General features: G+C 67.2%; 24 protein-coding genes and 2 pseudogenes. 13 read left to right on the forward strand and 13 right to left on the reverse strand.

The features are described from left to right. From ACIQC9_RS00005 to aguB, 4 genes are all read left to right on the forward strand, one after another. Window positions 1–94: hypothetical protein (locus tag ACIQC9_RS00005; protein ID WP_400615299.1), on the forward strand; the 94-nt coding region annotated here is incomplete at its 5' end. A 262-nt stretch (window positions 95–356) separates the two neighbouring features. After that, the gene (locus ACIQC9_RS00010) at window positions 357–2,993 is read left to right on the forward strand and encodes a TonB-dependent receptor (protein WP_400611405.1); all 2,637 of its coding nucleotides are present in this window, start codon (window positions 357–359) and stop codon (window positions 2,991–2,993) included. 126 nt (window positions 2,994–3,119) lie between these two features. After that, a complete protein-coding gene (locus ACIQC9_RS00015; protein WP_400611407.1) occupies window positions 3,120–4,106 on the forward strand; it encodes an agmatine deiminase family protein in 987 nt (328 codons plus the stop codon). Continuing rightward, a complete protein-coding gene (gene aguB / locus ACIQC9_RS00020; protein WP_400611409.1) occupies window positions 4,106–4,978 on the forward strand; it encodes an N-carbamoylputrescine amidase in 873 nt (290 codons plus the stop codon). Before ACIQC9_RS00015 ends, aguB begins: the two co-directional genes overlap by 1 nt. Here the strand turns inward: aguB and ACIQC9_RS00025 are convergent. The 3 genes from ACIQC9_RS00025 to ACIQC9_RS00035 all read right to left on the reverse strand — a co-directional run bounded on the left by ACIQC9_RS00025 (window position 4,959) and on the right by ACIQC9_RS00035 (window position 6,703). Continuing rightward, window positions 4,959–5,741 (reverse strand): PA-phosphatase, encoded by a 783-nt coding sequence (locus ACIQC9_RS00025; protein ID WP_400611411.1) that lies wholly within the window; start codon window positions 5,739–5,741, stop codon window positions 4,959–4,961. The two genes, aguB and ACIQC9_RS00025, sit on opposite strands and share 20 nt — an antisense overlap. Beyond that, window positions 5,738–6,235 (reverse strand): hypothetical protein, encoded by a 498-nt coding sequence (locus tag ACIQC9_RS00030; RefSeq protein ID WP_400611413.1) that lies wholly within the window; start codon window positions 6,233–6,235, stop codon window positions 5,738–5,740. Before ACIQC9_RS00030 ends, ACIQC9_RS00025 begins: the two co-directional genes overlap by 4 nt. Window positions 6,236–6,343: 108 nt before the next feature. Beyond that, complete coding sequence (locus tag ACIQC9_RS00035; protein ID WP_400611415.1) at window positions 6,344–6,703, reverse strand: ribonuclease; 360 nt, start codon at window positions 6,701–6,703, stop codon at window positions 6,344–6,346. 110 nt (window positions 6,704–6,813) lie between these two features. Between ACIQC9_RS00035 and ACIQC9_RS00040 the strand changes: the two genes are divergently transcribed. Further along, window positions 6,814–7,047 carry a hypothetical protein gene (locus ACIQC9_RS00040; RefSeq protein ID WP_400611417.1) on the forward strand — a complete coding sequence of 78 codons (234 nt, stop codon included), beginning with the start codon at window positions 6,814–6,816 and terminating at the stop codon, window positions 7,045–7,047. Between the two features lie 90 nt (window positions 7,048–7,137). Here ACIQC9_RS00040 and ACIQC9_RS00045 read toward each other — a convergent pair whose 3' ends face one another. Then, window positions 7,138–8,190, reverse strand: coding sequence for a deoxyhypusine synthase (locus tag ACIQC9_RS00045; protein WP_400611419.1), 1,053 nt, complete (start codon window positions 8,188–8,190; stop codon window positions 7,138–7,140). Window positions 8,191–8,290: 100 nt separating this feature from the next. Then, the gene (locus ACIQC9_RS00050) at window positions 8,291–9,556 is read right to left on the reverse strand and encodes a type III PLP-dependent enzyme (protein WP_400611421.1); all 1,266 of its coding nucleotides are present in this window, start codon (window positions 9,554–9,556) and stop codon (window positions 8,291–8,293) included. 260 nt (window positions 9,557–9,816) lie between these two features. On the opposite strand from ACIQC9_RS00050, the gene ACIQC9_RS00055 reads away from it, so the two are divergent. The 5 genes and pseudogenes from ACIQC9_RS00055 to phnE all read left to right on the forward strand — a co-directional run bounded on the left by ACIQC9_RS00055 (window position 9,817) and on the right by phnE (window position 16,421). Further along, window positions 9,817–12,606, forward strand: a complete 2,790-nt coding sequence (locus tag ACIQC9_RS00055; RefSeq protein ID WP_400611423.1) for a M16 family metallopeptidase — start codon at window positions 9,817–9,819, stop codon at window positions 12,604–12,606. A 122-nt stretch (window positions 12,607–12,728) separates the two neighbouring features. Further along, entirely contained in the window at window positions 12,729–13,526 is a 798-nt protein-coding gene (gene phnC / locus ACIQC9_RS00060; protein WP_400615301.1) for a phosphonate ABC transporter ATP-binding protein, read from the forward strand. Beyond that, window positions 13,523–14,527 (forward strand): phosphate/phosphite/phosphonate ABC transporter substrate-binding protein, encoded by a 1,005-nt coding sequence (gene phnD, locus ACIQC9_RS00065; RefSeq protein WP_400611425.1) that lies wholly within the window; start codon window positions 13,523–13,525, stop codon window positions 14,525–14,527. Before phnC ends, phnD (ACIQC9_RS00065) begins: the two co-directional genes overlap by 4 nt. Before the next feature lie 64 nt (window positions 14,528–14,591). Beyond that, window positions 14,592–15,431, forward strand: a pseudogene (phnD, locus tag ACIQC9_RS00070) (phosphate/phosphite/phosphonate ABC transporter substrate-binding protein); the annotation flags it as partial. Window positions 15,432–15,623: 192 nt separating this feature from the next. Further along, on the forward strand, window positions 15,624–16,421 hold the full coding sequence (gene phnE / locus ACIQC9_RS00075; RefSeq protein WP_400615303.1) for a phosphonate ABC transporter, permease protein PhnE: 798 nt from the start codon (window positions 15,624–15,626) through the stop codon (window positions 16,419–16,421). A 532-nt stretch (window positions 16,422–16,953) separates the two neighbouring features. Here phnE and ACIQC9_RS00080 read toward each other — a convergent pair. Then, window positions 16,954–17,463, reverse strand: a complete 510-nt coding sequence (locus ACIQC9_RS00080; protein WP_400611427.1) for a His/Gly/Thr/Pro-type tRNA ligase C-terminal domain-containing protein — start codon at window positions 17,461–17,463, stop codon at window positions 16,954–16,956. On the opposite strand from ACIQC9_RS00080, the pseudogene ACIQC9_RS00085 reads away from it, so the two are divergent. Continuing rightward, window positions 17,348–17,749, forward strand: a pseudogene (locus ACIQC9_RS00085) (PhnE/PtxC family ABC transporter permease); the annotation flags it as partial. The gene ACIQC9_RS00080 and the pseudogene ACIQC9_RS00085 sit on opposite strands and share 116 nt — an antisense overlap. A 42-nt stretch (window positions 17,750–17,791) precedes the next feature. Here ACIQC9_RS00085 and ACIQC9_RS00090 read toward each other — a convergent pair. The 5 genes from ACIQC9_RS00090 to ACIQC9_RS00110 all read right to left on the reverse strand — a co-directional run bounded on the left by ACIQC9_RS00090 (window position 17,792) and on the right by ACIQC9_RS00110 (window position 21,890). Next, window positions 17,792–18,292 carry a ferritin-like domain-containing protein gene (locus ACIQC9_RS00090; protein ID WP_400611429.1) on the reverse strand — a complete coding sequence of 167 codons (501 nt, stop codon included), beginning with the start codon at window positions 18,290–18,292 and terminating at the stop codon, window positions 17,792–17,794. Window positions 18,293–18,380: 88 nt separating this feature from the next. Further along, the gene (thrS, locus tag ACIQC9_RS00095; RefSeq protein WP_400611431.1) at window positions 18,381–20,306 is read right to left on the reverse strand and encodes a threonine--tRNA ligase; all 1,926 of its coding nucleotides are present in this window, start codon (window positions 20,304–20,306) and stop codon (window positions 18,381–18,383) included. Continuing rightward, window positions 20,306–20,551, reverse strand: a complete 246-nt coding sequence (gene yidD / locus ACIQC9_RS00100; protein ID WP_400611433.1) for a membrane protein insertion efficiency factor YidD — start codon at window positions 20,549–20,551, stop codon at window positions 20,306–20,308. Before yidD ends, thrS begins: the two co-directional genes overlap by 1 nt. 42 nt (window positions 20,552–20,593) lie before the next feature. Beyond that, window positions 20,594–21,058, reverse strand: coding sequence for an iron-sulfur cluster assembly scaffold protein (locus tag ACIQC9_RS00105; RefSeq protein ID WP_400611435.1), 465 nt, complete (start codon window positions 21,056–21,058; stop codon window positions 20,594–20,596). Between the two features lie 19 nt (window positions 21,059–21,077). Further along, window positions 21,078–21,890, reverse strand: coding sequence for a tetratricopeptide repeat protein (locus tag ACIQC9_RS00110; RefSeq protein WP_400611437.1), 813 nt, complete (start codon window positions 21,888–21,890; stop codon window positions 21,078–21,080). A 91-nt stretch (window positions 21,891–21,981) separates the two neighbouring features. Here ACIQC9_RS00110 and ACIQC9_RS00115 point away from each other — a divergent pair, with 91 nt between their 5' ends. Both ACIQC9_RS00115 and ACIQC9_RS00120 read left to right on the forward strand, forming a co-directional pair. After that, window positions 21,982–23,373: a leucyl aminopeptidase family protein gene (locus ACIQC9_RS00115; protein WP_400611439.1), complete on the forward strand. Its 1,392-nt coding sequence runs from the start codon at window positions 21,982–21,984 to the stop codon at window positions 23,371–23,373. Window positions 23,374–23,460: 87 nt separating this feature from the next. Further along, the gene (locus tag ACIQC9_RS00120) at window positions 23,461–24,243 is read left to right on the forward strand and encodes an NlpC/P60 family protein (protein WP_400611441.1); all 783 of its coding nucleotides are present in this window, start codon (window positions 23,461–23,463) and stop codon (window positions 24,241–24,243) included. On the opposite strand, the gene queG is transcribed toward ACIQC9_RS00120, so the two are convergent. Further along, complete coding sequence (gene queG / locus ACIQC9_RS00125) at window positions 24,240–25,271, reverse strand: tRNA epoxyqueuosine(34) reductase QueG (RefSeq protein ID WP_400611443.1); 1,032 nt, start codon at window positions 25,269–25,271, stop codon at window positions 24,240–24,242. The genes ACIQC9_RS00120 and queG overlap by 4 nt on opposite strands. Before the next feature lie 14 nt (window positions 25,272–25,285). Then, window positions 25,286–25,969, reverse strand: a complete 684-nt coding sequence (locus tag ACIQC9_RS00130) for a glutathione S-transferase family protein (protein ID WP_400611445.1) — start codon at window positions 25,967–25,969, stop codon at window positions 25,286–25,288. Window positions 25,970–25,993: the final 24 nt, after the last annotated feature.

Below are 25,993 nucleotides of genomic sequence, written 5' to 3' on the forward strand. Positions count from 1 at the left end.
GGACGGCAAGGGTGAAACCGCCCTGGCCCGCCCGACCGCCGACGGCGTTCGCGAGCCTCTGAACCGTCGCGCCACCATCGGCATCAACTTCTAAGCAGAAGTCGGAGCCGACAGTATCGAGTACAGAGCCGCCGGTCCCGAGAGGGGCCGGCGGTTTTGCTTTGCGCGAAGAAAGAGATGCCCGCCTGTCCACAGGGGTGTGGCGTTCGCGCCACCCTTGGGCGTCGTCATATCACTGTCATATTAGTGTCGCCTGAGCTTCCGACCCCGGGCCTAAACGGGCCGTGATTTCGATCGGCCTCCATCGGGCCGGTGCGGGCGCTCACGCCCATCTCATCGGGGACAAGATGACAATGATGAACCGCAAACGCGTGTTCTGGGCGACCACCGCCCTCTTCACCGGCTTCCTGGCCGCCGGCGCCGCCTCGGCGCAATCGTCGGGCACCGTCGCCACTGAAGGTGCGACCGAACTCGAGACTGTTATCGTCACGGGCTCGCGCGCCCCGGCGAACCTCGAGGGTGTGATCGTCGCCGAGACGGTCGGCAAGACCCGTTCGAGCATCGGTCAGGAGTACATCGAGACCCAGACCCCCGGTCAGACCATCATGCAGACCCTGAACCTGGTTCCGGGCCTGAACTTCGTGAACTCGGACCCCTACGGCAACTCGGGCGGCAACATCCGCCTCCGCGGCTTCGACGGCAACCGCGTGTCGATCACCTTCGACGGCATGCCCACGAACGACACCGGCAACTACGCCGCCTACACCAACCAGCAGCTGGACTCAGAACTGATCCAGCGCGCCTCGGTCAACCAGGGCACGACCGACGTCGACAGCCCGACCGCTTCGGCCACCGGCGGCACCATCAACTACCTGTCTGTCCGCCCGCTGGAAGAGATGGGCGCCCAGTTCGTCGGCTCGCTCGGCGAGTTCAACTTCAAGCGCGCGTTCGCCCGCTTCGACACCGGCGCGTTCGGCCCTTGGGGCACCACCGCCTGGATCGCCGCCTCGGTCACGGACTACGACAAGTTCAAGGGCCCGGGCTCGCTGAACAAGCGTCAGATCAACGGCAAGATCTATCAGGATCTCGGCGGTGACGGGAACTTCGTGAGCCTCGCGGGTCACTTCAACCGCAACCGCAACGACTCGTACAACAACCTGATGACGCGCGCCCAGTTCGACGCCGGCATCTACCCCGAGCAGGACATCGGCTGTATCCGCCCGGTCGGCGTGGGCGGCACGGTCCAGGACGAAAACACCTCGTCGCAACAACTGCGTTTTGACGGCACGACCGGCCTCGGCAGCTGCACCAACTCGCAGACGCTGCGTATCAACCCGTCGGACACGGGCAACCTGCGCGGTCAGTTCAGCTACGCCCTGACCCCGAGCCTGCGCTTCACCTTCGACCCGTCGTACCAGTACACCCTGGCCACCGGCGGCACGACCTTCAGCCTGCTGAACGAGCGTGACGACCGTCTCGACCAGAATCGCGCCAACAACAACAGCGCCACCGGCCTGAGCGCGATCACCAACGCCCAGTGCGCGACCGCTGCGTTCAACACCACGGGCGTCGACCTGAACGGCGACGGCGACACCTGCGACAACGTTCACGTCTATGCGCCGTCGGTGACCAACACCAACCGCTACGGCATCAGCTCCTCGCTGATCTGGGACATCAACGAAGATCACCGCGTTCGCGTCGCCTACTCGCTGGACTACGGCCGTCACCGTCAGACGGGTGAAGGCAGCTTCATGACCCGCGACGCCCGTCCGGTCGACGTGTTCAGCACCAAGGGCAGCGGCGACGCGCAACCGGTTCTGGGCCGCGACGGTTCGGTTTACCGCTTCCGCGACCGCGCCTCGATCGCCGAACTGAACCAGTTCGCCGTCGAGTACATCGGCGACTTCTTCGACAACGCGCTGACCATCAACCTCGGCGCCCGCGCGCCGAAGTTCGAGCGCGAACTGAACCAGTTCTGCTACTCGCAGAACGGTTCGTCGACCGTCCGCTGCACCACCGAAACCCCGTCGGCCACGCTGGCCAACGGCAACGTGCAGTTCGCCTCGACCGGCACCACCGTCTATATCCCGCCTTACTCGGCGAACCTGTCCTACGACGACGTGCTGCCGAACGCCGGCATCACCTACCGTCTGGACGGCGGCCACAGCTTCTACCTGAGCTACGCCGAAGGCCTGTCGGTTCCGCGTACGGACAACCTGTACCAGCCGGTCCGCAACACCGGTTCGACCGAAATCGACTTCTCGACCGTCCAGCCGGAACGCACCAAGGCCTATGACCTCGGCTATCGCTTCCGTTCGGGCGCAGCGATCGCCCAGGTCGCCATCTGGCACGTGGACTTTGAGAACCGCATCGTTCAGTCGACGGACAACGACATCAACTCGCCGACCTTCGGCTTCAGCGTCGACCGCAACGTCGGCTCGGTGAAGCAGCAGGGTGTCGACGCCCAGGTCGGTTACGCCTTCTCGGACGCCTTCGTGGTGAACCTCTCCGCCTCGTATAACGAGAGCGAACTGCAGGAAGACCTGTTCCTGAACAACACCACCATCGGCGGCGTGGTCTACGCCCGCAACCTGCCGACCAAGGGCAAGACGATCGTCGAGACCCCGGACTGGACCTTCGGCGGCCGCATCGACTGGGACATCACCCAGGACCTGTCGCTGGGCCTGCAGGCCAAGTACACGGGTGATCGTTTCGCCACGGATGTGAACGACGAAGTCGCCCCGAGCTACATCGTCACGGACATGAGCCTGCGTTACACCCTGCCGAACGTTGTCATCCGCGACGCCTACATCCAGCTGAACGTCAACAACCTGTTCGACGAGCAGTATCTGGGCAACATCTCGACCGGCAACAACGCGCTGCCGACCGTGGTGAACCCGAACCCGGCCGTGCCGCTGTGGACCGGCAACTTCCGCACCTACTCGCTCGGCTCGCCGCGCACCGCGCAAATCTCGCTCGGCGTGAAGTTCTAAAGGTTCAACCGAACCTGAGACGAACGAAGGGCGGCCCGAAAGGGCCGCCCTTTTTCGTTGCGCCTTGATCGGCCGTCGGCGACGCCCATATGGCGCACCCGCGCCCGCCCGAGTAGGACACTCGACATGACGACGACCGCTATCCCCGCTGAATGGGCATCCCACCGCGCCATGTGGGTCGGCTGGCCCAGCCATGCCGAGCTGTGGGAGGAGAACCTCGAACCGGCCCAGGCCGAGGTTGAGGCCCTGGTGCGCGCTCTGGCCGGACCGGGCCGGGAGACGGTGAAACTGCTGGTCGGCAAGAACGACGCTCTGGCGGAGGCGCGGGCGCGCTTCGCCGATGTGGACGGCGTGGAGGTCGTCGACGGCCGGTTCGGCGATATCTGGCTGCGCGACACCGGGCCGATCTTCGGCTCGGGATCCCGGTCCGCGGCCGCTTTCCGCTTCAACGGCTGGGGCGGCAAGTATGAGCTCGAGCATGACGACACGGTCGCGACCCAGATCAGCGCGGCGTCGGTCGTGCCGCTGACCCGCAATGACTTCATCCTCGAGGGCGGGGCGTTGGACCATGACGGGGAGGGCGTGATCCTCACCACGCGCCAGTGCCTGCTGAACCCCAACCGCAACGCCGACTGGACCGAGGCGAAGGCCGAGGCCGCGCTGGCGCAGTCGCTGGGCGCAAAACGGGTCGTATGGCTGGGCGACGGCCTTCTGAACGATCACACTGACGGCCATGTCGACAATCTCGCCCGCTTCGTCGGGCCGGCGCTGGTCGCCTGTCCGATCGCCTTCGGAACCGACGATCCGAACGCAGCAGTCTATGACGCCTGCGCCCGCGATCTGGCTGAGGCCGGGTTCAGGGTGGTGCGCATTCCGTCGCCCGGGTTGCTGGAAGACGAGGACGGGGAACCCATCCCGGCCAGCCACATGAACTTCCTGATCGCCAACGGCGCCGTCGTCGTCCCGACCTACGGAAACGAGGAGGCCGCCCGTCTGGCCTGCGAGGCTCTGGCGATCGTCTATCCGGATCGCGAGATCATTCCGCTGTCGTCGAACGCCATCCTGTCGGGCGGCGGTTCTTTCCACTGCATCTCCCAGCAGGAGCCCGCCTGATGGCCCGCACGATCTCCGTCGCCGCCCTGCAGACCGCCTACGGGTCCGAGGACATTCAGGCGAACATCAGCAAGACCATCGAACTGATCCGCGAGGCCGCGGGCAAGGGTGCCCAGGTGATCCTGCCGTCGGAGCTGTTTCAGGGACCGTACTTCTGCGTCTCGCAGGAGGAGAAGTGGTTCGGCACCGCGTATCCGTGGCGCGAGCATCCCTGCGTGACCGCACTCCAGCCCGTCGCGGCCGAATTGGGCGTCGCCATCCCCGTCTCGATCTTCGAGCGCGAGGGGCCGCACTATTTCAACTCCATGGTCATGCTGGACGCCGACGGCTCGGCGCTGGGCGTCTATCGCAAGAGCCACATCCCCGACGGCCCGGGCTATCAGGAGAAATACTATTTCCGGCCCGGCGACACGGGCTTCAAGGTCTGGGACACGCGGCATGGCCGCATCGGCATCGGCATCTGCTGGGACCAGTGGTATCCGGAAACCGCCCGGGCTATGATGCTGCAGGGCGCCGAGGTGCTGTTCTACCCGACCGCCATCGGGTCAGAACCGCACGACAAGGAACTGGACACCGCCGAGCCGTGGCGTCGCGCCATGCAGGGACATGCCGTGTCCAATGTCGTGCCGGTCGTCGGCGCCAACCGCATCGGCCATGAGCAGGTGACGGCGCAGGGGCAGGTCTTCTACGGCTCGTCCTTCATCGCCGATCACCGAGGGGATCTGGTCGAGAGCCTGGGCCGCGACGAGGAGGGGGTGCTGGTCCACGAATTCGATCTGGACTACGTCGACCGTCACCGCGCCGCCTGGGGCTTCTTCCGCGACCGGCGGACAGACCTCTACGGCTCGCTGGTCAACCCGCGTCCGGCCTGAGGGCGCGGCGTTCGAAGGCGCAGGCGGGGTTGGTGAGGCCCTCCGCGCGCGCCTCTGACACCTCGCGCCCGGCTTCGGCCAGATCGGCGGCGAACTCTCGGGTAACGGCCGCCTCGGCATAGAGAGCCTCACCCAGCCGCTCGCCAGCCTCGACGTCCGAGGGCCAGTTCATGCGACAGACGACCCGGCTTTCCCCGATAGCCCTGCCCGTGCGTCGGGCGCCGTCGGCGGCGTCAGGAGCGAGCGCGGCGAAAGCCTCGCCATAGGCCGTTCCGACGACCGCGCCGCTCGCGGGCCATGAGGGGCTGCGGCGCATCTCGTCGCTGGTTCGCTGGCAGGGCTTCAGTCCGGGCTCGGCAACGCCGGGCCGGTCACGCGGCGTTCTCTGGCCGAGCTTCAGACTGACCTTCTGCGCATCGACGGACAGTCTCGCCAGCAGCCGCGTCAGGGCAGGGCGCGGTTCGGACATGAAGCGCGCGCCAAGCACGCAGTCGAAATGCTGGGCGGCCTCGGGCGGGCGCAGCTCGGCGTGAACGATGGCCAGCTGCCAGCGGTCGTAGTTGTATGGCGTCGCGGGCGCGCCCGCCAGCGCCGCCGCCTCGGCCGCCCATCCGGCGTCGCCCGGCGGCGACAGGGTGTCGGCCAGCGCGTCAATCCGGCTTTCGGCGAGGTAGCCTTCGGTGATCGGCGTCACGGTCGGACCGCCCGGTGTGGCGCAGGAGGCCAGAAGCGCGCCCGCGGCGAGCGCGCCCAGCCGTCTCACCGGCCGGCGCTCCAGCTCAGTTGCACGCTGGTCGGCCCGCCTTCGACCGGGTTGGCCACGACGCTGAGCAACTGGCCGCGTCCGTCGGCGCCGTCGCCGGCGGAATAGCCGCGTGCTTCGCCCTGGTTCATGGCGGTGATCGACTTCAGACCCGACGCTTCCGCCCGGTCCTTGTAGAAGGCGACCACGGCTTCCGGATCGGCGTCGGTCGTGAACGTCAGCATGCCGCCGGGGCCCGACGGGCTTTGGGCCAGAACCGGAGCGCCGTCCGCGGCGCCGCCGGGGTAGATGACAGCAAATGCAGGAGCGCCCGGGGCAGCCGGCGCGGCAGGGCCGACGGCTGTCGCCGGGGTGGCAGGCGCAGGCGTCGTCGCCGGAGCAACGACCTCGGCAGTCGGCGCAGCGGCCTTCGTCTCTTCACGGTCGCCGCAGCCGGCGAGCAGTCCCGTGGTAGTCAACGCCGCAAGCAGGGCGGCGGCGGATCCGCGCTTCATCCCGTGTCCGTCCTTGAAAGAGACCGTGTTGGTTAGCGCCACCGTGGAGCAACGACGAGGCGGCGACAAGGCGCGTTCGCGCCACAGGCGAGGCGGAAAATGAAAGGCTCAGCCGGTCGCGGGGTCGGCCTCGCCACGCTTGCCTTCGGCGGGGTCGGCGGCGGGGCCGTCGCGGTCCTTGCCCGTATTGTTCACGGGGTTGGGCTCGACGTCCGAGGGCGACTGTGGATCGGCGGAAGCCATGCCTTCGGTGGCGAGACTTTCGTTGATCATGTCCTGATCCGGATCGTCGTCCGAGCCGCTGGCGGCGCCGCCCTGCAGCGAGCCGGCGCGCGTGTCGGAGCCCATGTCGCTACCCGAGAGGGCGTCCGTCAGGGCGTCCGGCGTACGACCCAGATCGGGCTTCTCGCCCATGTTATCGGCTTCACGGGCGTCTTCGGTCTGCTGCGGTTGCTGCTGCTGGGTCATGGCGAAGCTCCTTCAGGAACAGAAGCGGCGATGACGTATCCGGGTTCCTTTGAAAGACATCGGCATGCTACGGGGGCGCAAGGGGGCATGATGTTCGCCGAAGGCCGTTCATGCGCAATCCCTACCAACCTCGCCGCGACTATTCGAAAATCGGGCTGATCGTCCTTGGCGGTCTCGTCGCCGCCGTTGTGGTGCTGCTGGCGGTCTACGTGTTCAGGCCCGAGTCCAGCCCGTCTGAAAAAGCGGCGGAGACGGCGATGGAGCAGCAGATGGACCGCAGTGAAGCCGCTTCGGCCGAGCGGCGGCGGGAAGCCGAGTCCCGGCGACGGGCAGACTTCCAGTAGCCGGATATGGAAAAGGCCGGGATCTCTCCCGGCCTTCTCATTTCCTTTGGTCGGTCGTCGACCCTTCGGGATATCCGGACCCGACGCGGCCTATTTGCCGAACAGCTTGTTCCAGCGGCGTTTGTCGCGGTTCTTCCACGTCCCGCGATGATAGGCGTCCGAGCCGATCAGCGGCACGACCGTGGTGGCCTCGGCGAAGACCATCTGCTCATGCGTGGTCTGCACCTTGCCCCACGATGCGGCTTCCTTGAGTGTTGAGGACGAGCAGGCGCCGTCGCGAACGTCGGCGACCGTGATCTGGACTGCATAGCGGTGCATCTCGGCCTCGATGCCGAGGATCTCGGCGCAGACGACCGTGTCCTGGGCGAAGTTCTTGGGCACGCCGCCGCCGACCATGAACAGGCCGGTGACGCCGGCGGCGATCTTGATGTCGGTCAGTTCGCGGAAATCAGCGACCGCGTCGATCATCAGATAGGGTTTGCCATCGGCTATCCGCTCCTTCTGGTGCTTGACCAGACCGAAGCCGGCCGAGCTGTCGACGAAGGCCGGACAGAAGATCGGCACGCCTTCTTCATAGGCGGTCTGGATCAGCGAGCCGGGCTTCTTCGCGTTGCCTTCCGAAAGCCACTTGCCCATTTCCCAGATGAACTCGCGCGAGGAATAGCCGCGCGGCTCCAGACGGTTGCAGATCTCCAGAATGGTGTGGTCACAAGCCTGAAGCTCTTCCTCGTCGATATAGGTGTCGTAGATCCGGTCGATGTAGTTGTCGCGCAGGACGTTGTCGTCCACCTCGCCGGCGGCCTGATAGTGTTTGAAGCCGAGGGCCTCGAAGAAATCCATGTCGACGATCGAGGCGCCGGTGGCGACGACGGCGTCGATCATGCCGAACTTCACCATGTCGCGGTACACGTGCATGCAGCCGCCGGCCGAGGTCGAACCGGCCAGGATCAGCCATGGCGAGCAGTCCTTGTCCTCGATGGCCATGTTGAAGATGTCGGCGGCGCGGGCGGTGTCGCGGCTCGAGAACGACATCTTGCGCATGCTGTCGATGATCGGACGGGCGTCGAAGGACGTGATGTCCACGTGCTCGACCGTGTTCTGGAGCAGCTGGGCTTTCTGGTTCGATTGAACAGGAGCGTTCATTGCAAGGGTTTCCCTTTGATTTGAGCGCCCGTCGTCAAAAGAGAACAGCGGCCCGGACGGAGCGACGGGCCGCTGTTGTATAGAACGCGAAAGCGACGGTTTAGCGCCGCTGCTTGCGCCGTTGACCGGCCTTGCCCTTCGGACGCGACAACCGCACGACCTTGCGGGCCTGCTCTTCCGCCGTCGTGCGCACGGTCGGGATGGAGCGGGGCGCCAGGCCGTAGAGCGAGGCCATCGGGGCGTCCTCGACCACGGCGATGTCATGCTCGCCATAGCCGTTGAAGCCGGTCGACATCGCAACACCGTAGGCGCCGAGCATGCCGATCTCGATGAAGTCGCCCTCCTGCACATCGGCCGGCAGCCAGAACGGGCCGGGCATATGGTCGATGCTGTCGCAGGTCGGGCCATAGAAGCGGAACGGCTTCAGTTCGTTCGAGGCGTCCGCATCCCGGACCAGCTTGGTCGGGAAGGGCCAGCGCGAGTGGGTGGCGTCGAACAGCGAGCCGTACGACCCGTCGTTCAGATACAGGGCGTCGCCCTTGCGCAGGTCCACGCGGCACAGCACCGAGGACGACTCGGCGACCAGCGCCCGGCCGGGCTCGCACCAAAGCTCGGTCGTTTCCGACACCGGCATCTCGTTGAAGCCGCGATGGATGGCGTCGGCGTATTCGCTCATGTCCGGCGGGACCATGCCCGGATAGACCGAGGGGAAGCCGCCGCCGACATCGACGATGTCCACGAACACGCCGGCGCGGCTGATGGCGCGACCGACCTGGGCCATGGCGGCCTCATAGGCCGACGGGCGCATGCACTGCGAACCGACGTGGAACGACACGCCCATCAGCCCGTCCTTCACCGCCTGACGCGTGGCCAGCAGCAGGGCGGGGGCCTGATCGGCGGTGACGCCGAACTTGCCCGACAGGGTGTACTGGGCGCCGTCGGCCGAGACCGCCATGCGGACGATCAGGTTCAGGTCCGAGGCGCCGCCGGTGGCGTCGAGGATCTTTTCCAGCTCGTCATGGCTGTCCAGCGAGAAGGTGCGGACGTTGTGCTCGAAATAGGCCCTGGTGATCGCGCCCCGGCTCTTGACCGGATGCATGAAGGCCAGACGCGCCTCGGCGCTCACCGAGCGCACCAGCTCGATCTCCGCGACCGAAGCCACGTCGAACGCATTCACGCCGGCCTCGACCAGGGTCTCGATGACCCAACGCGAGGGATTCGCCTTCACCGCATAGAAGACGTCAGCCTTTAGATTGTCCTGGAACCAGCGCGCCGCTACGGAAACCGAACGCGGTCGCACGAGGGCGACGGGACGTTCAGGGGACCGCTCGCGGACCAGGTCCAGGGGAAATGGATACGTGCGCAATTCACGTAAACCCCTGTAATTGTTAAACCCAGACCGGCGTTAGCAGCGCAACGTTAGACCTACGGGGTCCGCCGGAAGGCGCGATATGCAGTCACGGGCCTGTCATGTAAAGCGGTTTTTTCTAGGCAGGCCTTGAGTCCCAAGGGAAATTGTCCGGTTCCGGAACAAGTGGCCGGCGCGGTTTCATGACTCAGCCGTAACTTGTCGCCTGACCGACCGCTGATACGGTTTCGACCTCGCATTATCGGGGGGAGACCATCATGCGCCGCACCACCTTGACCGCCGTCCTCGCACTTGCCCTCGCCGCGGGGGCTGCGCCGGTTCTGGCCCAGGTTCCCGCCTCCGAACTGGCGCGCAGCGTCGAGATTCCCTTCGAGGAGTTCACCCTCGACAACGGTCTGCGGGTGGTGGTCCACACCGACCGCAAGGCGCCGGTCGTGGCCCTGCACGCCTGGTACAACGTCGGTTCGAAGGACGAGCCGGCGGGCAAGACCGGCTACGCCCACCTGTTCGAACACATCGGCCTGTTCAATCCGACCGAGAACGTCCCCGGCGGCCTGATGGAGCCCCTGCGGGCCATGGGCGCCACAGACTGGAACGGCACGACATGGTTCGACCGAACCAACTTCTTCCAGACCGTCCCGACCTCCGCGCTCGAACAGGCCATGTACATGGAGAGCGACCGGATGGGGCACCTGCTGGGCGCCCTTAACCAGGAGCGGCTCGATAACCAGCGGGGCGTTGTCCAGAACGAGAAGCGACAGGGCGATAACCAGCCCTACGGCCTCGTCTACTACACCGCGCTGGAGGCCCTGTTCCCCGAGGGCCATCCCTATCGCCACTCCACCATCGGCTCGATGGCCGATCTGGACGCGGCCAGTCTGGAAGACCTGCGGCAGTGGCACCGCGACAACTACGGCCCCAACAACGCCGTGCTGGTTCTGGCCGGCGACATCGACACGGCCACGGCGCGTCCGCTGGTCGAGAAATATTTCGGCCACATCCCGCGCGGCGCCCAGCATACGCCGGCCGAGGCGGCCATCCCGACCCTGCCGGCACGGGTCGACAAGCTGATGCACGACCGCGTGCCCAACACCCAGCTGTCGCGCACGTGGATCGTCCCCGGCCTGCTGTCGGAAGAGGCGGCGGCGCTGGATGTCGCGGCCAGCGTCTTCGGCGGACTGGCCAGCTCGCGGCTCGACAATATTCTGGTGCGCGGCGACGAAACGGCGACCGGGGTCAGCGCCTCCTACCAGCCCTTCCACCGGCTCGGCATGTTCGACCTTGATGTGAACGTGAAGCCGGGTGGCGACGCGCAGGCGGTCTCCGACAAGCTGGACCAGCTGCTGGCCGACTATATCGCCAATGGCCCGACCGAGGACGAGGTCGCGCGCGCCGTCACCCGCCGCATCGCCGGCACCGTGCAGGCGCTCGAGCCGACCGGCGGGTTCGGCGGCAAGGCCGTCGTGCTGGCCGAGGGCGAGCTCTACGCCGACGATCCCGGCTTCTATCGTCGCCAGCTGGCCGCCTACGGCGCGGTGACCCCGGCCTCGGTCAAGGCGGTGATGCAGCGCTGGCTGACCCGGCCGGTGCTGGCGATCCGGGTCGATCCGGGCGAACGCGAGGCCTATGTGGAGGCCGCCGACACGCGGCCGGCTCCCGCCGCCGCCGAGCCTCTCGCCGTCACGCCGCGCGAGCCCATGCCCGCCGTTGGGACCATGAAGCCGCTCGACTTCCCCGATGTGGAGCGGGCCTCGCTGTCGAACGGGATGGAGATCGTCTACGCCCGCTCCACGGCCGCTCCGGTCACGACCGTGATGGTCGAGTTCGACGCCGGCGTCGCCGCCGATCCCGCGAACGCACTGGGCACCCAGCGGCTGATGCTGGATCTGCTGACCGAGGGCACGACCCATCTCAACGTGGTCCAGATCGCCGAACAGACCGAGCGCCTCGGCGCCAGCCTGAACGCCAGCGCCACAATGGACCGGACGCAGGTGATGCTGGGCATTGTCTCGCCCAATCTCGCGCCCGGTCTGGACCTGCTGGCCGACGTCATCCGCAACCCGGCCTTCAACCCCGCCGACATCGAGCGCAATCGCGCGCAGCAACTGGCGTCTATCGCGCAGGAACAAAGCTCGCCGAACGGCATGGGCGCCCGCGCCTGGCCGGCGATCTTCTATGGCCCCGAGCACCCCTATGGCCGCGCCGCCTCGGGGCTTGGCGACACCGTCGCGGTGCAGGCCCTGACGCGGGACGATCTGGTCGCCTTCCACCAGCGCTGGATCCGCCCCGACAACGCCCGCATCTTCGTGGTCTCCGACAAGCCCCTGTCCGAGCTGACCCCGCTGTTCGAGGCCCGTCTGGGCGCCTGGGCCGCGCCGTCGACGGCGAAGGGGACGAAGGCGATCAGCGCCGCTCCTGCGTCCGGCCAGCCGCGCATCGTCCTGATCGACCGGCCACAGTCGCCTCAGTCGCTGATCCTCGGCGGCTTCGTCCTGCCGGTGACGGGCCAGGACGATGTCGTGACCCTGAACGCCGCCAACGAGGCGATCGGCAACGGCTTCCTGTCGCGCATCAATCAGGACATCCGCGAGACCCGCGGCTGGTCCTACGGCCTCAGCGGCCGGGTGAACCTGCTGGCCGGGCCGTCGGCCTATCTGATCAACGCCCCGGTGCAGGCGAACCGCACGGGCGAGTCCATCTCGGCCCTGATGGACCAGTACCGCGCCTTCCTGTCGGACCGCGGCGTCAGCCCGGCGGAGCGCGAGCGCATCGTCAACGGCAACGTCCGCCAGCTGCCGGGCAGCTTCGAAACCTCCGGCGCGGTGTTGAACGCGCTGCGCACCAACGCCCTGTACGGCCGGCCCGACAACTATTGGGAGACGCTGGCGCCCCGCTACGAGGCGCTGACGCCGGGACAGATGGACGCGGCCGCGCGGCAGGTTCTGGACGGGTCGAAGTTCGTCTGGGTCGTGGTGGGCGACGCGGCGACCGTGCGTCCGCAACTGGAAAGCCTGGGCCTGCCGGTGGAGGTGCGCGCGGCGCAGTGAGGCGGGCGGGCCACGGCCCGTCGCCGCGCTGGACGCAAAGCGGCCCGACGTGCCATTAAGACTTGCCTCGCGGGCCCGATCGGGCCATGCGGCGCGCCCCTGCAATCGCTTCCAGCGTGACCATGACCTCAGCCGCCGCAGCCGTCGCGTCCGTCCGTGACGTGTCCAAGACTTTCGGCGCCCGAAAGGCGCTCGACGGCGTGTCCGTCGAGGTCGGAGCCGGCGAGATGGTCGCCCTGATCGGTCCGTCCGGGTCCGGCAAGTCGACGCTGCTGCGGTCGATCACCGGCCTGCAGACCATCGACCCGGGTTCGGGCACGATCGCCGTCTTCGGCGAGACGGTGCAGAAGAACGGCCGCATCACCGGCCACGTCCGCACCGCGCGCCAGAAGCTGGGCATGATCTTCCAGCAGTTCAATCTGGTCGGCCGGCTGTCGCTGTTCTCCAACGTCATGCTGGGCGCGCTGGGCCGCATCCCCGGCTGGCAGGGCCTGTTCGGCGTCTGGCCCAAGGCTGACAAGGACAAGGCCATGGCGGCCCTGCATCGCGTCGGCGTCAGCGACTACGCCGCCCAGCGCGCCAACACCCTGTCGGGCGGCCAGCAGCAGCGCGGCGCCATCGCCCGCGCCATCGTTCAGGGCGCCCAGGCCATCCTCGCCGACGAGCCCGTCGCCTCGCTGGACCCCGTTTCCGCCCGCAAGGTGATGGAGCTGCTGGTCGAGCTGAACAAGCGCGACGGCATGGGTGTGATCGTCACCCTGCACCAGGTCGACTACGCCATCCGTTACTGCGAGCGCGTGATCGCCCTGCAGAAGGGCAAGATCGTCTACGACGGACCGTCGACCGGTCTGGACACCAAGCGTCTGGTCGAAATCTACGGACCCGAGTTCGAGGACGCCTTCTGGGAAACCAAGGCATGAGCCCTTGGGGCTCACAACGACTTTTCGGCGCCGGAATCCTGATCGCCGCCGTTCTGGGTCTGGCCGCCTGCGGCCAGCGTGAAAGCACGCCTGCCGCGGGTTCGCTGAAGGAGATCCAATTCTCCATTCTCTCGGCGCAGGGGCAGGCCTCGGCCGGTCCCCTGTGGCAGCCGCTGCTGGACGACATGAGCCGCGCCGTGGGCGTGCCGGTTAAGCCCCATTTTGGCGAGAGCTACGCCGGTCTGGTCGCGGACATGGAGGCCGGGCGCACCCAGGTCGGCTGGTTTTCGGCCCAGCCCGCCATCGAAGCCATCGACCGCGCCGACGCCGAGGTCATCGCCCGCACCGTCGATCGCGACGGCGCCGACAGCTATCGCTCCACCCTGATCGTCAAGCGCGGCTCGGGACTGACCCTGTCCTCGGTTCTGGAGTGCGGCGGCCGCCTGAACTTCGGCATCGGCGACGCGCAGTCGACCTCCGGCACGCTGGCGCCCATGACCTTCCTGTTCAATCCGCGCCGCATCCAGCCGGACCAGTGCTTCGCCAGCGTCCGCCCCGCCAATCACGAGACCAACGCCTTCGCCGTCGCCGCCGGCACGCTGGATGTCGCCACTTCGAACAGCGTCAGCGCCGCCGCCCTGCGCGTGCAGAGCCCGGCCATCGCCGAGCAGCTGGAGACCATCTGGCAGTCGCCGCCCATCCCCGAGAGCGGCATCCTGATCCGCGACGATCTCGATCCCGCGCTGAAGGAAAAAGTCCGGAGCTTCTTCCTGACCTACGGACAGGGCTCGGGCGTTGAGGCCGAGCGCCAGCGTCAGGTGCTGGCCACCCTGCGCTATTCGCGGTTCAGCGCCGCCGACGACGACTATCTGGACCCGGTCCGCGAGATGATCGCCGATCAGGCCCTGACCGCCGCCCGCGCCAGCGGCGACCGCGCCGCCGTGACCGCGGCCGAGCGCGAACTGCAACGCCTTCGGGCGAAACGCGAGGTCCAGCCGTGACCGTCGCGTCCCCGATTTTCAGAGACCTCCCCGCCCGTCAGGGCGCGATCCGGGAAACCACGGCATGAGCCGCCTTAACACCTTCATCGCCGGCGTCCTGTCGCTGTTCGTCGTCCTGTCCGGATTGACCTCGACCGCGTCCGCCCAGGACCGCCCGACCAAGCTGGTCTTCACCATCCTGTCGGCCGAAGGACAGGCCTCGTCCGGCCCGATGTGGCAGCCGTTGCTGAACGATCTGCAGCGCGAGGTCGGCATTCCGGTCGAGCCCATCTTCGGGTCGAACTACAGCGTTCTGGTCGAGGCCATGAGCGCCGATCAGGCCCAGATCGGCTGGTTCTCGGCGCTGCCGGCGGTTCAGGCCATCGACCGTGCGGGCGCCGAAGTCGTCGCCCGCACCGTCGATGTCGAGGGCAAGGATTCGTACGTTTCGTCCCTGATCGTGAAGAAGGGCTCGGGCATCACTCTAGCCGACGTAGAGCGCTGCGGTAAGCGCTACAGCTTCGGCATCGGCGACGCACAGTCGACCTCGGGCACGCTCGCCCCGATGACCTATTTCTTCGGCCCTCGGAACATCGACCCGCGCACCTGCTTCTCGACCGTTCGTTCCGCCAGCCATCAGGCGAACTCGTTCTCGATCGCCAATGACCAAGTCGATATCGCGACCTCCAACTCGGTCAACACCGTCTTTTTGCGTCGCGAAAACCCTGAGATTGCTGATCAGATCGAGGTGATCTGGGAATCACCGCCCATCCCGGAGTCCGGCATCCTGATCCGCGGCGACCTGCCGGCCGACATCAAGGCGAAGATCCGTCACTTCTTCACCACCTACGGCCAGGGCTACGGGCCCGACGCCGAGCGTCAGCGTCAGGTGATGACCACGCTGAACTATTCCCAGTTCCGCGCCGCCGATAACAGCTATCTGGACCCCATCCGCGAGATGAAGGCCGATCAGGCTAGGCGCGAGGGCCGTCCGCCGGAAGTCGCGCCGCCGGCGAAGGCCGACGTCGTCGCCCACTGGTCCCCCTTCATTCTCATCGGCCTGCTGGCGCTCGTAGCAATCGGCCTGAACCTGCTGCCCAAGCGGGCCGCCCCCACGGTGCCTGTGGACCAGATCCCGGCCCCGCCGAAGAAGTCGCTGGCCGCCTGGTCGCTGGATGTCCTGCTGTGGGGCGGTTTCGCCATCATCCTGCTGGCCGCCTTCAATCGCGTCGACCTGCCAAATGTCGGCAACCTTTTCGCCAGTCCAGAGAAGATGCAGCGATATGGTCGCGAGTTTCTGAACCCAGACCTGAGCGAGTGGAGGCTGTTGGTTGGCCAGATGTGGTTGACAGTGCAGATTGCTTTGTGGGGCACATTCCTAGCTGTGTTCCTGGCTGTGCCGCTCAGCCTGATGGCTTCGCGTAACCTGTCGCCGAACTGGCTTGTTTGGCCAGTGCGCCGGATCATGGATCTGTTGCGCTCCGTTCCGGATCTGGTTGTCGCTACGTTGTTCATCGTTGCGGTCGGTCTTGGGCCGTTGGCGGGCGTCCTCGCCATCGCCTTCAACACCGCTGGAGTACTGGCTAAACTATTCTCGGAAGCCGTTGAGTCGATCGACAAGGGTCCGATCGAGGGCGTCAAAGCGACCGGTGCCGGCGGCCTGCACGAAATTTCTTGGGGCGTCATCCCGCAGGTGGCCCCGCTGTGGACCTCCTTCGCCCTCTATCGCTTCGAGTCCAACAGCCGCGCCGCTACCGTGCTGGGCCTGATCGGTGCCGGCGGCATCGGCCAGACCCTTTTTGAAAGCCTTCAAGCCTTCGACTACGCCAAGGTCTCGACCATCGCGATCATCATCGTCGTGGCAGTGACTCTGATCGACATGTTGTCTCAAGCGATGCGCAAGCGGCTGCTGTAGGTAGAGCATTGTAGCCGATCGCCAGACAAAGAGATTTCGTCACCCCGAGGCTTTCGGAGCCAGTTTAGCGCGGCTCGTAGTGGTTGAAATGTTTGGGGTCTCGCCCAACATTCTAGGCTCGCGTCAGGCATGCTGACGTCTGGTCACCACTCAACGTGGGTGCCGTTCGGATAGACCTGAGGGCGGCGCAAGTTTCTTGTAATTGACGACGCAATCTTTTCGTGTATTGATGGTATTTTATGAAGCGGGAGGTTGTCATATGCGGTTATTGCTAGTTGCTCTGGTCGTCGGGATCGCTCTTCCGACCAGCACCGGTGCGCAACAAAGTCCTGGTATGCAGGTTTGCTATAGAAACGCTGAGATTGGTGTCTCATTCTGCGAGTACCATTTCGACGGCGATCATGGATCTAACATTCCTCCTAATCCCGGCCTGTTTAATCAATGTATGGGCGTCATTAGGGATGAGTTCTACAGTTGCGTGAATAGGCATGGCGGGGGCAGGAACGACGACGAGTTTTAGGTTTTGTGCCGTTTAGCGACGAAATTTTCTCTTTCGAACCAATGTCATCTTGGGCCGAAATAAAAACGCCCGCCTCGCTTTCGTGGGGTGGGCTATTTCGTTTCCGACGTCCAGCGGGGGGGCATAGCCCCGCTTCAAACCCGGCGGCGTCGCCTCTTCGGTCAGCATCCGGATGGCTTCCTCGACAGATACTCCGGTCTGCGCCTGCGGGCCCAGACGATGGATGGCGACCTTACCGTCTTCTGCTTCCTGACGCCCGACGACAGCGATGACCGGAACCTTGCCGACCGAGTGCTCGCGCACCTTGTAGCCGACATTCTCCTTGCGCAGATCGGTCTCGACCCGCAGCCCCGCCGCTCGGAGCTTCGCCGTAACCTCCTCGGCGCAGCCGTCGGCGTCCGAAGTGATCGTCGCCGTGGGCCTCGGCCCGCTGGCCGGCGTGCTCGCCATCGCGCTCAACACCGCGGGCGTGCTGGCCAAGCTATTCTCGGAAGCCGTCGAGTCGATCGACCAGGGGCCCATCGAGGGCGTCAAGGCGACCGGCGGCGGACGCCTGCACGAGATCGCCTGGGGTGTCATCCCGCAGGTCGCGCCTCTCTGGACCAGCTTCGCCCTGTACCGGTTTGAGTCGAACAGCCGCGCGGCCACCGTGCTGGGTCTGATCGGCGCCGGCGGCATTGGGCAGGCGCTGTTCGAAAGCCTGCAGGCGTTCGAGTACCGGACGGTCTCGACCATCGCGATCATCATCGTCGTGGCGGTGACCCTGATCGACATGCTGTCGCAGGCCATGCGCAAGCGTCTGCTCTGACGACGGGCGTCGCGGCCGCCAAAGCGGCCGCGACCTCTTCCGTTACGCCGCGGGACGCATCGCCTCGGCGTTGACCGCCGCATCGGCGATCGCCGTCAGGTCTTCGTCCGTCTGCGACTCTTCCTGCAGGGTTTCGTCCAGCAGTTTGGCGGCGTCGTTCAGACCCAGCACCAGCGCCCACCGCTTCAGCGTGCCGTAGCGCGTGATCTCATAGTGCTCGACGGCCTGTGCGGCGGCCAGCAGGCCTGCGTCCAGCGCCGCCGTGTCCTTGTACTCCTCGGCGATCTCGTCGCCCTCGGCGAGAATGCCCTCGATGGCGTCGCAGGTCTTGCCGCGGGCTGGCTTGCCGATGATTTCGAACACCTGCTGCAGGCGTTCGATCTGGCCTTCGGTCTGGCCGATATGCTTGTCGAACGCCGCCTTCAGCTCGGCCGACTGGGCCGCGCGTTTCATCTTGGGCAGGGACTTCAGGATCTTGCGCTCGGCGTAATAGATGTCCTTGAGCGTGTCGTGGAACAGGGTCTCGAGCGTTTTCTCGGCCATGGGGAATCTCCGAATGGGGGGCGAGCGCGATTGCGCACCCCCGCTCAAGCGATCCGTGGCGGTAATGTTCCTAAGTCTGAAAGCCGACTCAGACGGTGCGGAGGTCTGGCGGCGTCGCTTCTTCGGTCAGCATCCGGATGGCCTCCTCGACGGAAACCACGGTCTGCGCCTGCGAGCCCAAGCGGCGGATGGCGACCTTGCCTTCTTCCGCTTCCTGACGCCCGACCACGGCGATGACCGGCACCTTGCCGACTGAGTGCTCGCGCACCTTGTAGCCGACCTTCTCGTTGCGCAGATCGGTCTCGACCCGCAGGCCCGCCGCCCTGAACTTCGCCGTGACCTCTTCGGCGTAGGCGTCGGCGTCCGAGGTGATCGTCGCCACCACCGCCTGCACCGGCGCCAGCCACAGCGGGAAGGCCCCGGCGTAGTTCTCGATCATGATGCCGATGAACCGCTCGAACGATCCGAGGATCGCCCGGTGCAGCATAACGGGCCGATGCTTCTGCCCGTCCTCGGCGATGTAGGTCGCATCGAGCCTTTCCGGCAGGACGTAGTCCAGCTGGATCGTGCCGCAGGTCCATTCGCGGCCGATGGCGTCCTTGACGATGAAGTCCAGCTTGGGCGCGTAGAAGGCGCCGTCGCCCTCGGTCACGACCGGTTCGGTCCCGGCGGCGCGGGCGGCCTCGGCCATCAGGGCCTCGGCCTTGTCCCAGAACTCGTCGGTGCCGGCGCGGTTTTCGGGGCGGGTACCCAGGCTGATGTAGGCCGTCTCCATGCCCAGATCGGCGTGGACGCTGCGGGCCAGCTTGATGAACTCGGCCGTCTCCTCGACGATCTGGTCCTCGCGGCAGAAGATGTGGGCGTCGTCCTGGGTGAAGCCGCGCACGCGCATCAGGCCGTGCAGCGAGCCGGACGGCTCATAGCGGTGACAGGCACCGAACTCGGCCATGCGCAGCGGCAGCTCGCGGTACGACCGCTGGCCCTGATCGAAGATCTGCACGTGGCCCGGGCAGTTCATCGGCTTGAGGGACAGCTCCTCGCCCTCGACCGTCTCGCAGACGAACATGTTGGGCCGGTATTTGTCCCAGTGGCCGCTCTGTTCCCAGAACTTGCGGTCCAGCACCTGCGGAGTCTTCACCTCGACATAACCAGCCTTGTCCAGCCGGCGGCGCATATAGGCCTCCAGCACGCGCCACAGGACCCAGCCCTTGGGATGCCAGAAGACCATGCCCCGGCCCTCTTCCTGCATGTGGAAGAGCTCCATCGCCTTGCCGACCTTGCGATGGTCGCGCTTCTCGGCTTCCTCGAGCCGCTGCAGATAGGCGTCCAGATCCTCCTTCGAGGCCCAGGCCGTGCCGTAGATGCGCTGCAGCTGCTCGCGGTTCGAGTCGCCCCGCCAGTAGGCGCCGGCCAGCTTGGTCAGCTTGAACGCCTTGCCGACGTGACGCGTCGACGGGAAGTGCGGACCCCGGCACAGATCGACCCAGTCGCCCTGCTTGTAGAGGGTGATCGTCTGATCGGCGGGCAGGTCGCGGATCAGCTCGGCCTTGAACTTCTCGCCCTTGCCCTCGAAGAACAGGATCGCTTCGTCGCGGTCCCAGACCTCGCGCTCGAACTTCGAGTCGCGATCCACGATCTTCGCCATCTGCTTCTCGATGGCCGCGAAGTCGTCGGTCGAGAAGGGCTCGTCGCGGAAGAAGTCGTAGTAGAATCCGTCGTCGATCGCCGGTCCGATGGTGACCTGCGTACCGGGGAACAGCGTCTGCACCGCCTCCGCAAGCACATGGGCGGTGTCGTGGCGGATGGTGTAGAGCGCCTCAGGGTCGTCGCGCATGATCAGGCGGAAGTCGCCGCCGGTCTCCAGCACGCGCGACATGTCGCGCTGCTCGCCATTGAGTTCGGCCAGCAGGGCCTTCTTGGCCAGCGACGGCGAGATGGACTGGGCCACGTCGCGGCCGGTGGATCCGGCCGGATACTCGCGCACGGCGCCGTCGGGGAATTTGAGTTCGATCATCAGACTGTCTTTTTCGGGGGCACGGGATCGTATCCCGATCCGCCCCATGGGTGGCATTTACAGAGGCGTCTGACCGTGAGCCATCCCCCCTTCAGCGGTCCATGCTGGATCAGCGCGTCCCGCCCGTAGTCGGAGCAGGTCGGCGCGAACCGGCACTGCTGCCCGATCAGGGGCGACAGCGTCAGCTTGTACCCGCGATGGGCCAGCCGGACGCTGCGTTCATAGAGAGTTCCGCCGGAAGCCATGTCGCCGCGCTTATCCCCTGCGAAAGGGGCTGGAGCAACTGGCTAGCCGGCGAGGCGAGTTCGGGTGTCCGGCGTTTTGCGGCCCAGCGCCTGACGCACGGCGTCCAGCGTGGCCTCGATCGCCACCATGGTGGAGGCGTGACGCGCGGGATAGTCGGCCACCTGTTTCAGCGCCCGCAGTCCCTCGAAACGGCCTTCAGGGCCCTCGCCGCCGGACTTCAGCATGGCCAGCATGGCGTCCCGCGCGGTCTCGATCTCTTCGACCGTCGCGCCGATCACGCTCTCGCCCAGCACGCCGGCCGCAGCCTGACCCAGCGCACAGGCCTTCACATCCTGCGCGAAGGTCTCAATCCGGCCTGTGTCGTCCAGCGTCACATCCACGATGGCTTTGGACCCGCACAGCTTCGCGACCCGCTCGGCAGTGCCGTCAGGTGCGGGCAGCCGGCCGCTATGCGGCAGGTTCGCCGCCAGCTTCAGAATGCGCGCGCTGTAGAGCTCGTCGATCATCGACAGTGAAGATAGGGGATCACCCGCCCTGAAGCGAGTTCCACGTTCTGGCGCTGTCGACCGCGCGGGGGCCGCCCTCGGCGCGCGCGCGCAGCCAGGCGAGATTCTGGTCCGCCTGATCCGGAGGCAGGACGCGGCGCAGCATCTGTTCGGCCTCGCCCATCTTGCCGTTCAGGCCAACGGCCATGGCGAGGTTCAGCTTCACCTTCAGCGAGGCGGTGGGTTGGGCTGCGGCGCGGCGCAACAGGGGCTCGGCGGCGGCCATGTCGCCCTGCGTCATCGCCGAGACCGCCATATTGGCGAGCACGTCGGGGTTCTCGGGTGAGATGGCCAGCGCCTGCGCCCACGCCTGTTGCGCGTCGTCGGCGCGGCGGACCTGCTCATAGGCTGTGCCCAGCAGCGACCACGGCCGCCAGTCGCCGGGCTGCGCATCCCGCGCCCGCTCAAGCGCCTCAATGCCGTAGAACGCCTGTCCGTGGGCAATATAACCACGACCGACCTCGAGCATGGCGTCATAGTTGTTTGGCTGGACCAGCAGGATCCGCTGGGCGATGTCGGCCGCTTCGGCGTTGCGGCCCAGCTCGCGAAGCGCTTGCGCGGCCTTTACTCCGGCGATCGGATCCATGGGATTGATCTCGGCCTGGTCGCTCCAGAACACCGAGCGGGCCAGCGGATCGGCGCGGTCGTAGGCGGCGCGCGTCTGGGCGTCGGCCGGTGTGCGGGGGGCCGCCGCGACGGGAGCGGCGGGCTGCGACCGCGCGGTTTGCGCCAGCGCCGGAGAGGCGAGGGCGAGCAGGACAGCGGTTGCGATGCAGGCGGACGTGCGCGACATGGAAGGCGCTCCGGAAAACGAGGCCTCCAGAATCGGCTTTCCGCGTCAACTGTTGGTTAATATCGGCCCCGCGTGGGTCGGAAAGGCGGCGATGTCCTCGATCCCCAATCCGCTCCTGCTCCCCGCCTCGGCTGAAGGCGCGCAAAACGCCGTGCCCGTCCGCTTCGTCGGCCCCGATGGCGCACTGGACGCCGCCGCCTCTCGCTGGTCCGCCGCCAACGGGTTCGACCGCAAGCCGGGACAGGTTCTGGCGGTTCCCGGCGACGACGGCGGGGTAGGGCAGGTCATCGTCAGCGTCGGCCCGACCTTCGACCCGATGTCTGTGCGCGGCCTGTCTGTGCGCCTGCCCGGCGGAACCTACCGGCTGGAAACCGCGCCCGAGCATGCCGAGCCGGCCGCGCTGGCCTTCCTGCTCGGGGCCTATGTGTTCGACCGCTACAAGCGCCGCCCGGAACGCGCGCCAGTCCGGCTGGTCGTGGACGAGGCTGTCGACATCGACCGCGTCTCGCGCATCGCCGCCGCCTGCGCCCTCGCCCGCGAGATGGTCGATACGCCGGCCGCCGATATGGGCCCGCTGCAGATCGAGACCATCGCCCGCGAGATCGCCGAGGCGCACGGCGCGACCCTCTCGGTCACGACCGGCGACGCCCTGCTGGAAGACAACTATCCCGCCGTCCACGCCGTCGGCCGGGCCGCGACGGCGCACCGCGCGCCGCGGGTCATCGAGATCGGCTGGAACCTGAACCGGACCGACCTGCCGCTGGTCGCCCTCGTCGGCAAGGGCGTGGTCTTCGATACCGGCGGACTGGACCTCAAGCCCGCCGCCGGCATGCGCAACATGAAGAAGGACATGGGCGGCGCCGCCCATGCGCTGGCGCTGGGTCGCATGGTCATGCAGGCCGGTCTGGCCGTGCGTCTGGTGGTGCTGGTCGCCGCTGTCGAGAACGCGGTGTCGGCCGACGCCTTCCGGCCGGGCGACATCCTGAACAGCCGCAAGGGCCTGACCATCGAGATCGGCAATACGGATGCCGAAGGCCGCCTGATCCTCGCTGACGTCCTGACGCGGGCAGGAGAGCACCAGCCCGACCTGACGCTGGACTTCGCCACCCTGACCGGCGCCGCCCGCATCGCGCTGGGACCGGAACTGCCGCCGCTCTATACGGACGACGAGCAACTGGCCGCAGAGTTGCTCGCCGCGTCGAAGGCCGTCGCCGACCCCCTGTGGCGGATGCCGCTGCACCCCGGCTACCGCGCCGCGCTGGATACGGAGATCGCCGACGTCCGGAACGACAGCGCCGCCTGGGCGCAGGCCGGGTCGGTCACCGCCGCACTGTTCCTGCAGAAGTTCGCGCCCACGACGGGCGCATGGGCGCACATGGACATCTTCGCCTGGAACCCCCGAGCCCGTCCCGGGTGGCCCGAAGGCGGCGAGGCGCAGGCGATCCGGGCCTGTTTCGAGATGCTGTCGCGCCGCTTCGAATAGGTCGTCCGGACACGAAGCCGCCCCAATTCGTTAACGGCCCTTTCGGGCTTAGGCGGTATGAAGGCGGACCAACCGGACGAGTTCAGTTTGACCGCATCCGCCGCCACGCCTGACCCGCGCACCACCCTGGCCCGGCCCGATCTGGCCGCGCAGGCGCTGGAAGGTATTGTCCGCGCCTCGGCCTGGCGCGCCACCCGGCCTATGCACGGGGCGGTCGCCGTGGCCGACATCCGGGCGGATGCCGACGCTGCTTCTCCCCGCATCGACCAGCTGCTGGCCGGCGAGGCTTTCGACGTACTGGAGCGCCGGGGCGATCAGGTCTGGGGTCAGGCCCGTCGCGACGGCGTGGTGGGCTGGATGGCCGCCGCCGATCTGGCCGAGGGCGCGCCCCTGCCGACCCACTGCGTGGTCCGCACCGATGCCGCCCTGCCGCTGAACGCCTTCGTCAGTGGCGAGGACGCCAGCTTCGCCCCGGTCGGAGAGTTCGCCGCCGATCCGGTCGCCGTGGCCGAGAGTCTGCTGGGCACGCCCCACAGCCTCGGCGCCCGCTCCTCCATCTCCACCGACTGCGCCGGACTGGTGCAGCAGGCCCTTTACGCCTGCGGCTTGCCGGGCCCGCGGTACGCCGATCAGCAAGCCGAATTGGGCCGCGCCGTAGATCGCGCCGAGGCCCACCGCGGCGATCTGGTCATCTGGCTGCACGGCGAGGGCGGCCCCGGCTGGAGCGGCCACTCCGCCCTCATGCTCGACGCCGACCGCCTCATCCATGCGACCGGCGACAAGGGCGCGGTCGTCATCGAGACCCTGGCCGAGGCCGACGCCCGCTATCGCGCCGACAGCTTCGCCGCCCCGATCTTCCGCCGGCTCTAGCCCAGCCGCGCCACGGCCCAACCGGCTGCGTCGGCCACCACCGGATCGGGATCGTCCATCAACGCCAGCGCCGAGGCCCTCAGCGCCGGATCGCCGCTGTTGCCTATCGCGTACAGCACATTGCGCACGAACCGGTTGCGGCCGATCCGCTTGATCGGGCTCTTCGAGAACAGCGCCCGGAACGCCGCATCGTCCAGCGCGGCCAGATCGGCCAGTCGCGGCGAGACCAGATTGTCCCGCGCCTGCACCCGCGCCTCGCGCGCCTCCGCGGCGAACTTGTTCCACGGACAGACCGCCAGACAGTCGTCGCAGCCATAGATCCGGCTGCCTGTCGCCACGCGGAACTCCTCCGGCCACGCGCCGCCGAATTCGATGGTCAGGTAGGACAGGCACCGCCGCGCATCCAGCTGGAACGGCGCCGGGAAGGCTTGCGTCGGGCAGGCGTCCAGACAGGCCGTGCAGGTCCCGCAGTGCTCCCCCTCCGGTGCATCCGGCTCCAGGTCCGCCGCCGTCAGGATCACGCCGAGGAACAGCCAGTTGCCATGCGTCCGCGACAGCAGGTTGGTGTGTTTGCCCTGCCAGCCCAGCCCGGCCCGCTGCGCCAGCGGCTTCTCCATCAGGGGAGCGGTGTCGACGAAGACCTTCACCTCCTCGCCCGTCCGCGCCGCGATCTGGCCCGCCAGCGTCTTCAGTCGCCCCTTGATCACCTCGTGATAGTCGTCGCCCCGGGCATAGACGCTGATGTAGCCGGCCGACCGGTCGTTCATCTCCGGCAGGGGATCGTGCTCCGGCCCGTAGTTCAGCCCCAGCACGATCGCGGTCTTCGCGCCGTCCCACATGGCGGTGGGGTGGGCCCGACGCTCCAGCGTGGTCTCCATCCAGCCCATGTCGCCATGCCGTCCGGCCTCAACGAAATGGGCCAGCCGCTCGCCCGCGCTCCACGGCTCGGCCGCGGACGCGAAGCGGCAGGCGTCGAAGCCCAGGGCTCCGGCGCGCTCGCGAATGAAGATGCGGGGATCGGCCGCCATGGCGGCCCTTTAGCTCAGAAGTCCAGATCCGCGTAGCAGGCCGCGGGCGCCACGCCCGGGAACCGGTCCGCCAGCAGCGGGCGGAAGCAGGGTCGCGACTTCAGCTTCATGTACCAGGTCTTCAGCGCCGGGAACGCCTTCCACGGCATCTCGCCGAAGTAGTCCAGCACCGACAGGTGGGCCGCCGCCGTCAGGTCGGCCTGCCCCATGCGCCGTCCGGCCAGCCAGTCGCGCTCGGCCAGCAGGGCCTCCAGCATGTCCAGATGCATCTTCAGCGCGCCCCGGCCCTCGCGCAGGGCGACGGCGTCAGGCGAGCCGAGACGCAGCAGCGGTTTCTCCATCCGCTCATGCAGCAGCACGGCGTTGACCTCGTCGGTGAACCGGCGGTCGAACCACCCGATCAGGCGGCGAGTCTCGGCGCGCTCCGCCGGGTCGACCGACATCAGCACCGGATCGCGCGACCGATCCTCTATCCAGCCCAGAATGGCCGCGGGCTCGCACAGGGTCAGCGGGCCGTCACGTTCGGTCACCCGCACCACAGGCGGCATGCCCGAGGGGTTCAGCCCCACCAGCGGGTTGTCATGCTCCCACGGCTTGACCGGGGTTTCGCTGAACTCGATCCGCGCCTCGCCCAGCGCCAGCCGCACCGTGCGTGAGCCGGGGTCGAAGGCGAAGTGGTAGAGCGCGCAGGCCGTCATCGTCTCCCTCTGCGCCCGCGAGCG

Origin of the sequence: Brevundimonas sp. NPDC092305 (assembly GCF_044755415.1) — a bacterium.
Taxonomy (GTDB): domain Bacteria; phylum Pseudomonadota; class Alphaproteobacteria; order Caulobacterales; family Caulobacteraceae; genus Brevundimonas.

Bases quoted from the DNA above. Each gene is read 5' to 3' on its own strand.
- ACIQC9_RS00010 (WP_400611405.1), top strand. From the start codon at position 357: ATGAACCGCAAACGCGTGTTCTGGGCGACCACCGCCCTCTTCACCGGC.
- ACIQC9_RS00015 (WP_400611407.1), top strand. From the start codon at position 3,120: ATGACGACGACCGCTATCCCCGCTGAATGGGCATCCCACCGCGCCATG.
- aguB (WP_400611409.1), top strand. From the start codon at position 4,106: ATGGCCCGCACGATCTCCGTCGCCGCCCTGCAGACCGCCTACGGGTCC.
- ACIQC9_RS00030 (WP_400611413.1), bottom strand. From the start codon at position 6,235: ATGAAGCGCGGATCCGCCGCCGCCCTGCTTGCGGCGTTGACTACCACG.
- ACIQC9_RS00035 (WP_400611415.1), bottom strand. From the start codon at position 6,703: ATGACCCAGCAGCAGCAACCGCAGCAGACCGAAGACGCCCGTGAAGCC.
- ACIQC9_RS00040 (WP_400611417.1), top strand. From the start codon at position 6,814: ATGCGCAATCCCTACCAACCTCGCCGCGACTATTCGAAAATCGGGCTG.
- ACIQC9_RS00045 (WP_400611419.1), bottom strand. From the start codon at position 8,190: ATGAACGCTCCTGTTCAATCGAACCAGAAAGCCCAGCTGCTCCAGAAC.
- ACIQC9_RS00055 (WP_400611423.1), top strand. From the start codon at position 9,817: ATGCGCCGCACCACCTTGACCGCCGTCCTCGCACTTGCCCTCGCCGCG.
- phnC (WP_400615301.1), top strand. From the start codon at position 12,729: ATGACCTCAGCCGCCGCAGCCGTCGCGTCCGTCCGTGACGTGTCCAAG.
- phnD (WP_400611425.1), top strand. From the start codon at position 13,523: ATGAGCCCTTGGGGCTCACAACGACTTTTCGGCGCCGGAATCCTGATC.
- ACIQC9_RS00080 (WP_400611427.1), bottom strand. From the start codon at position 17,463: ATGGGCCCCTGGTCGATCGACTCGACGGCTTCCGAGAATAGCTTGGCC.
- ACIQC9_RS00090 (WP_400611429.1), bottom strand. From the start codon at position 18,292: ATGGCCGAGAAAACGCTCGAGACCCTGTTCCACGACACGCTCAAGGAC.
- thrS (WP_400611431.1), bottom strand. From the start codon at position 20,306: ATGATCGAACTCAAATTCCCCGACGGCGCCGTGCGCGAGTATCCGGCC.
- yidD (WP_400611433.1), bottom strand. From the start codon at position 20,551: ATGGCTTCCGGCGGAACTCTCTATGAACGCAGCGTCCGGCTGGCCCAT.
- ACIQC9_RS00105 (WP_400611435.1), bottom strand. From the start codon at position 21,058: ATGATCGACGAGCTCTACAGCGCGCGCATTCTGAAGCTGGCGGCGAAC.
- ACIQC9_RS00110 (WP_400611437.1), bottom strand. From the start codon at position 21,890: ATGTCGCGCACGTCCGCCTGCATCGCAACCGCTGTCCTGCTCGCCCTC.
- ACIQC9_RS00115 (WP_400611439.1), top strand. From the start codon at position 21,982: ATGTCCTCGATCCCCAATCCGCTCCTGCTCCCCGCCTCGGCTGAAGGC.
- queG (WP_400611443.1), bottom strand. From the start codon at position 25,271: ATGGCGGCCGATCCCCGCATCTTCATTCGCGAGCGCGCCGGAGCCCTG.
- ACIQC9_RS00130 (WP_400611445.1), bottom strand. From the start codon at position 25,969: ATGACGGCCTGCGCGCTCTACCACTTCGCCTTCGACCCCGGCTCACGC.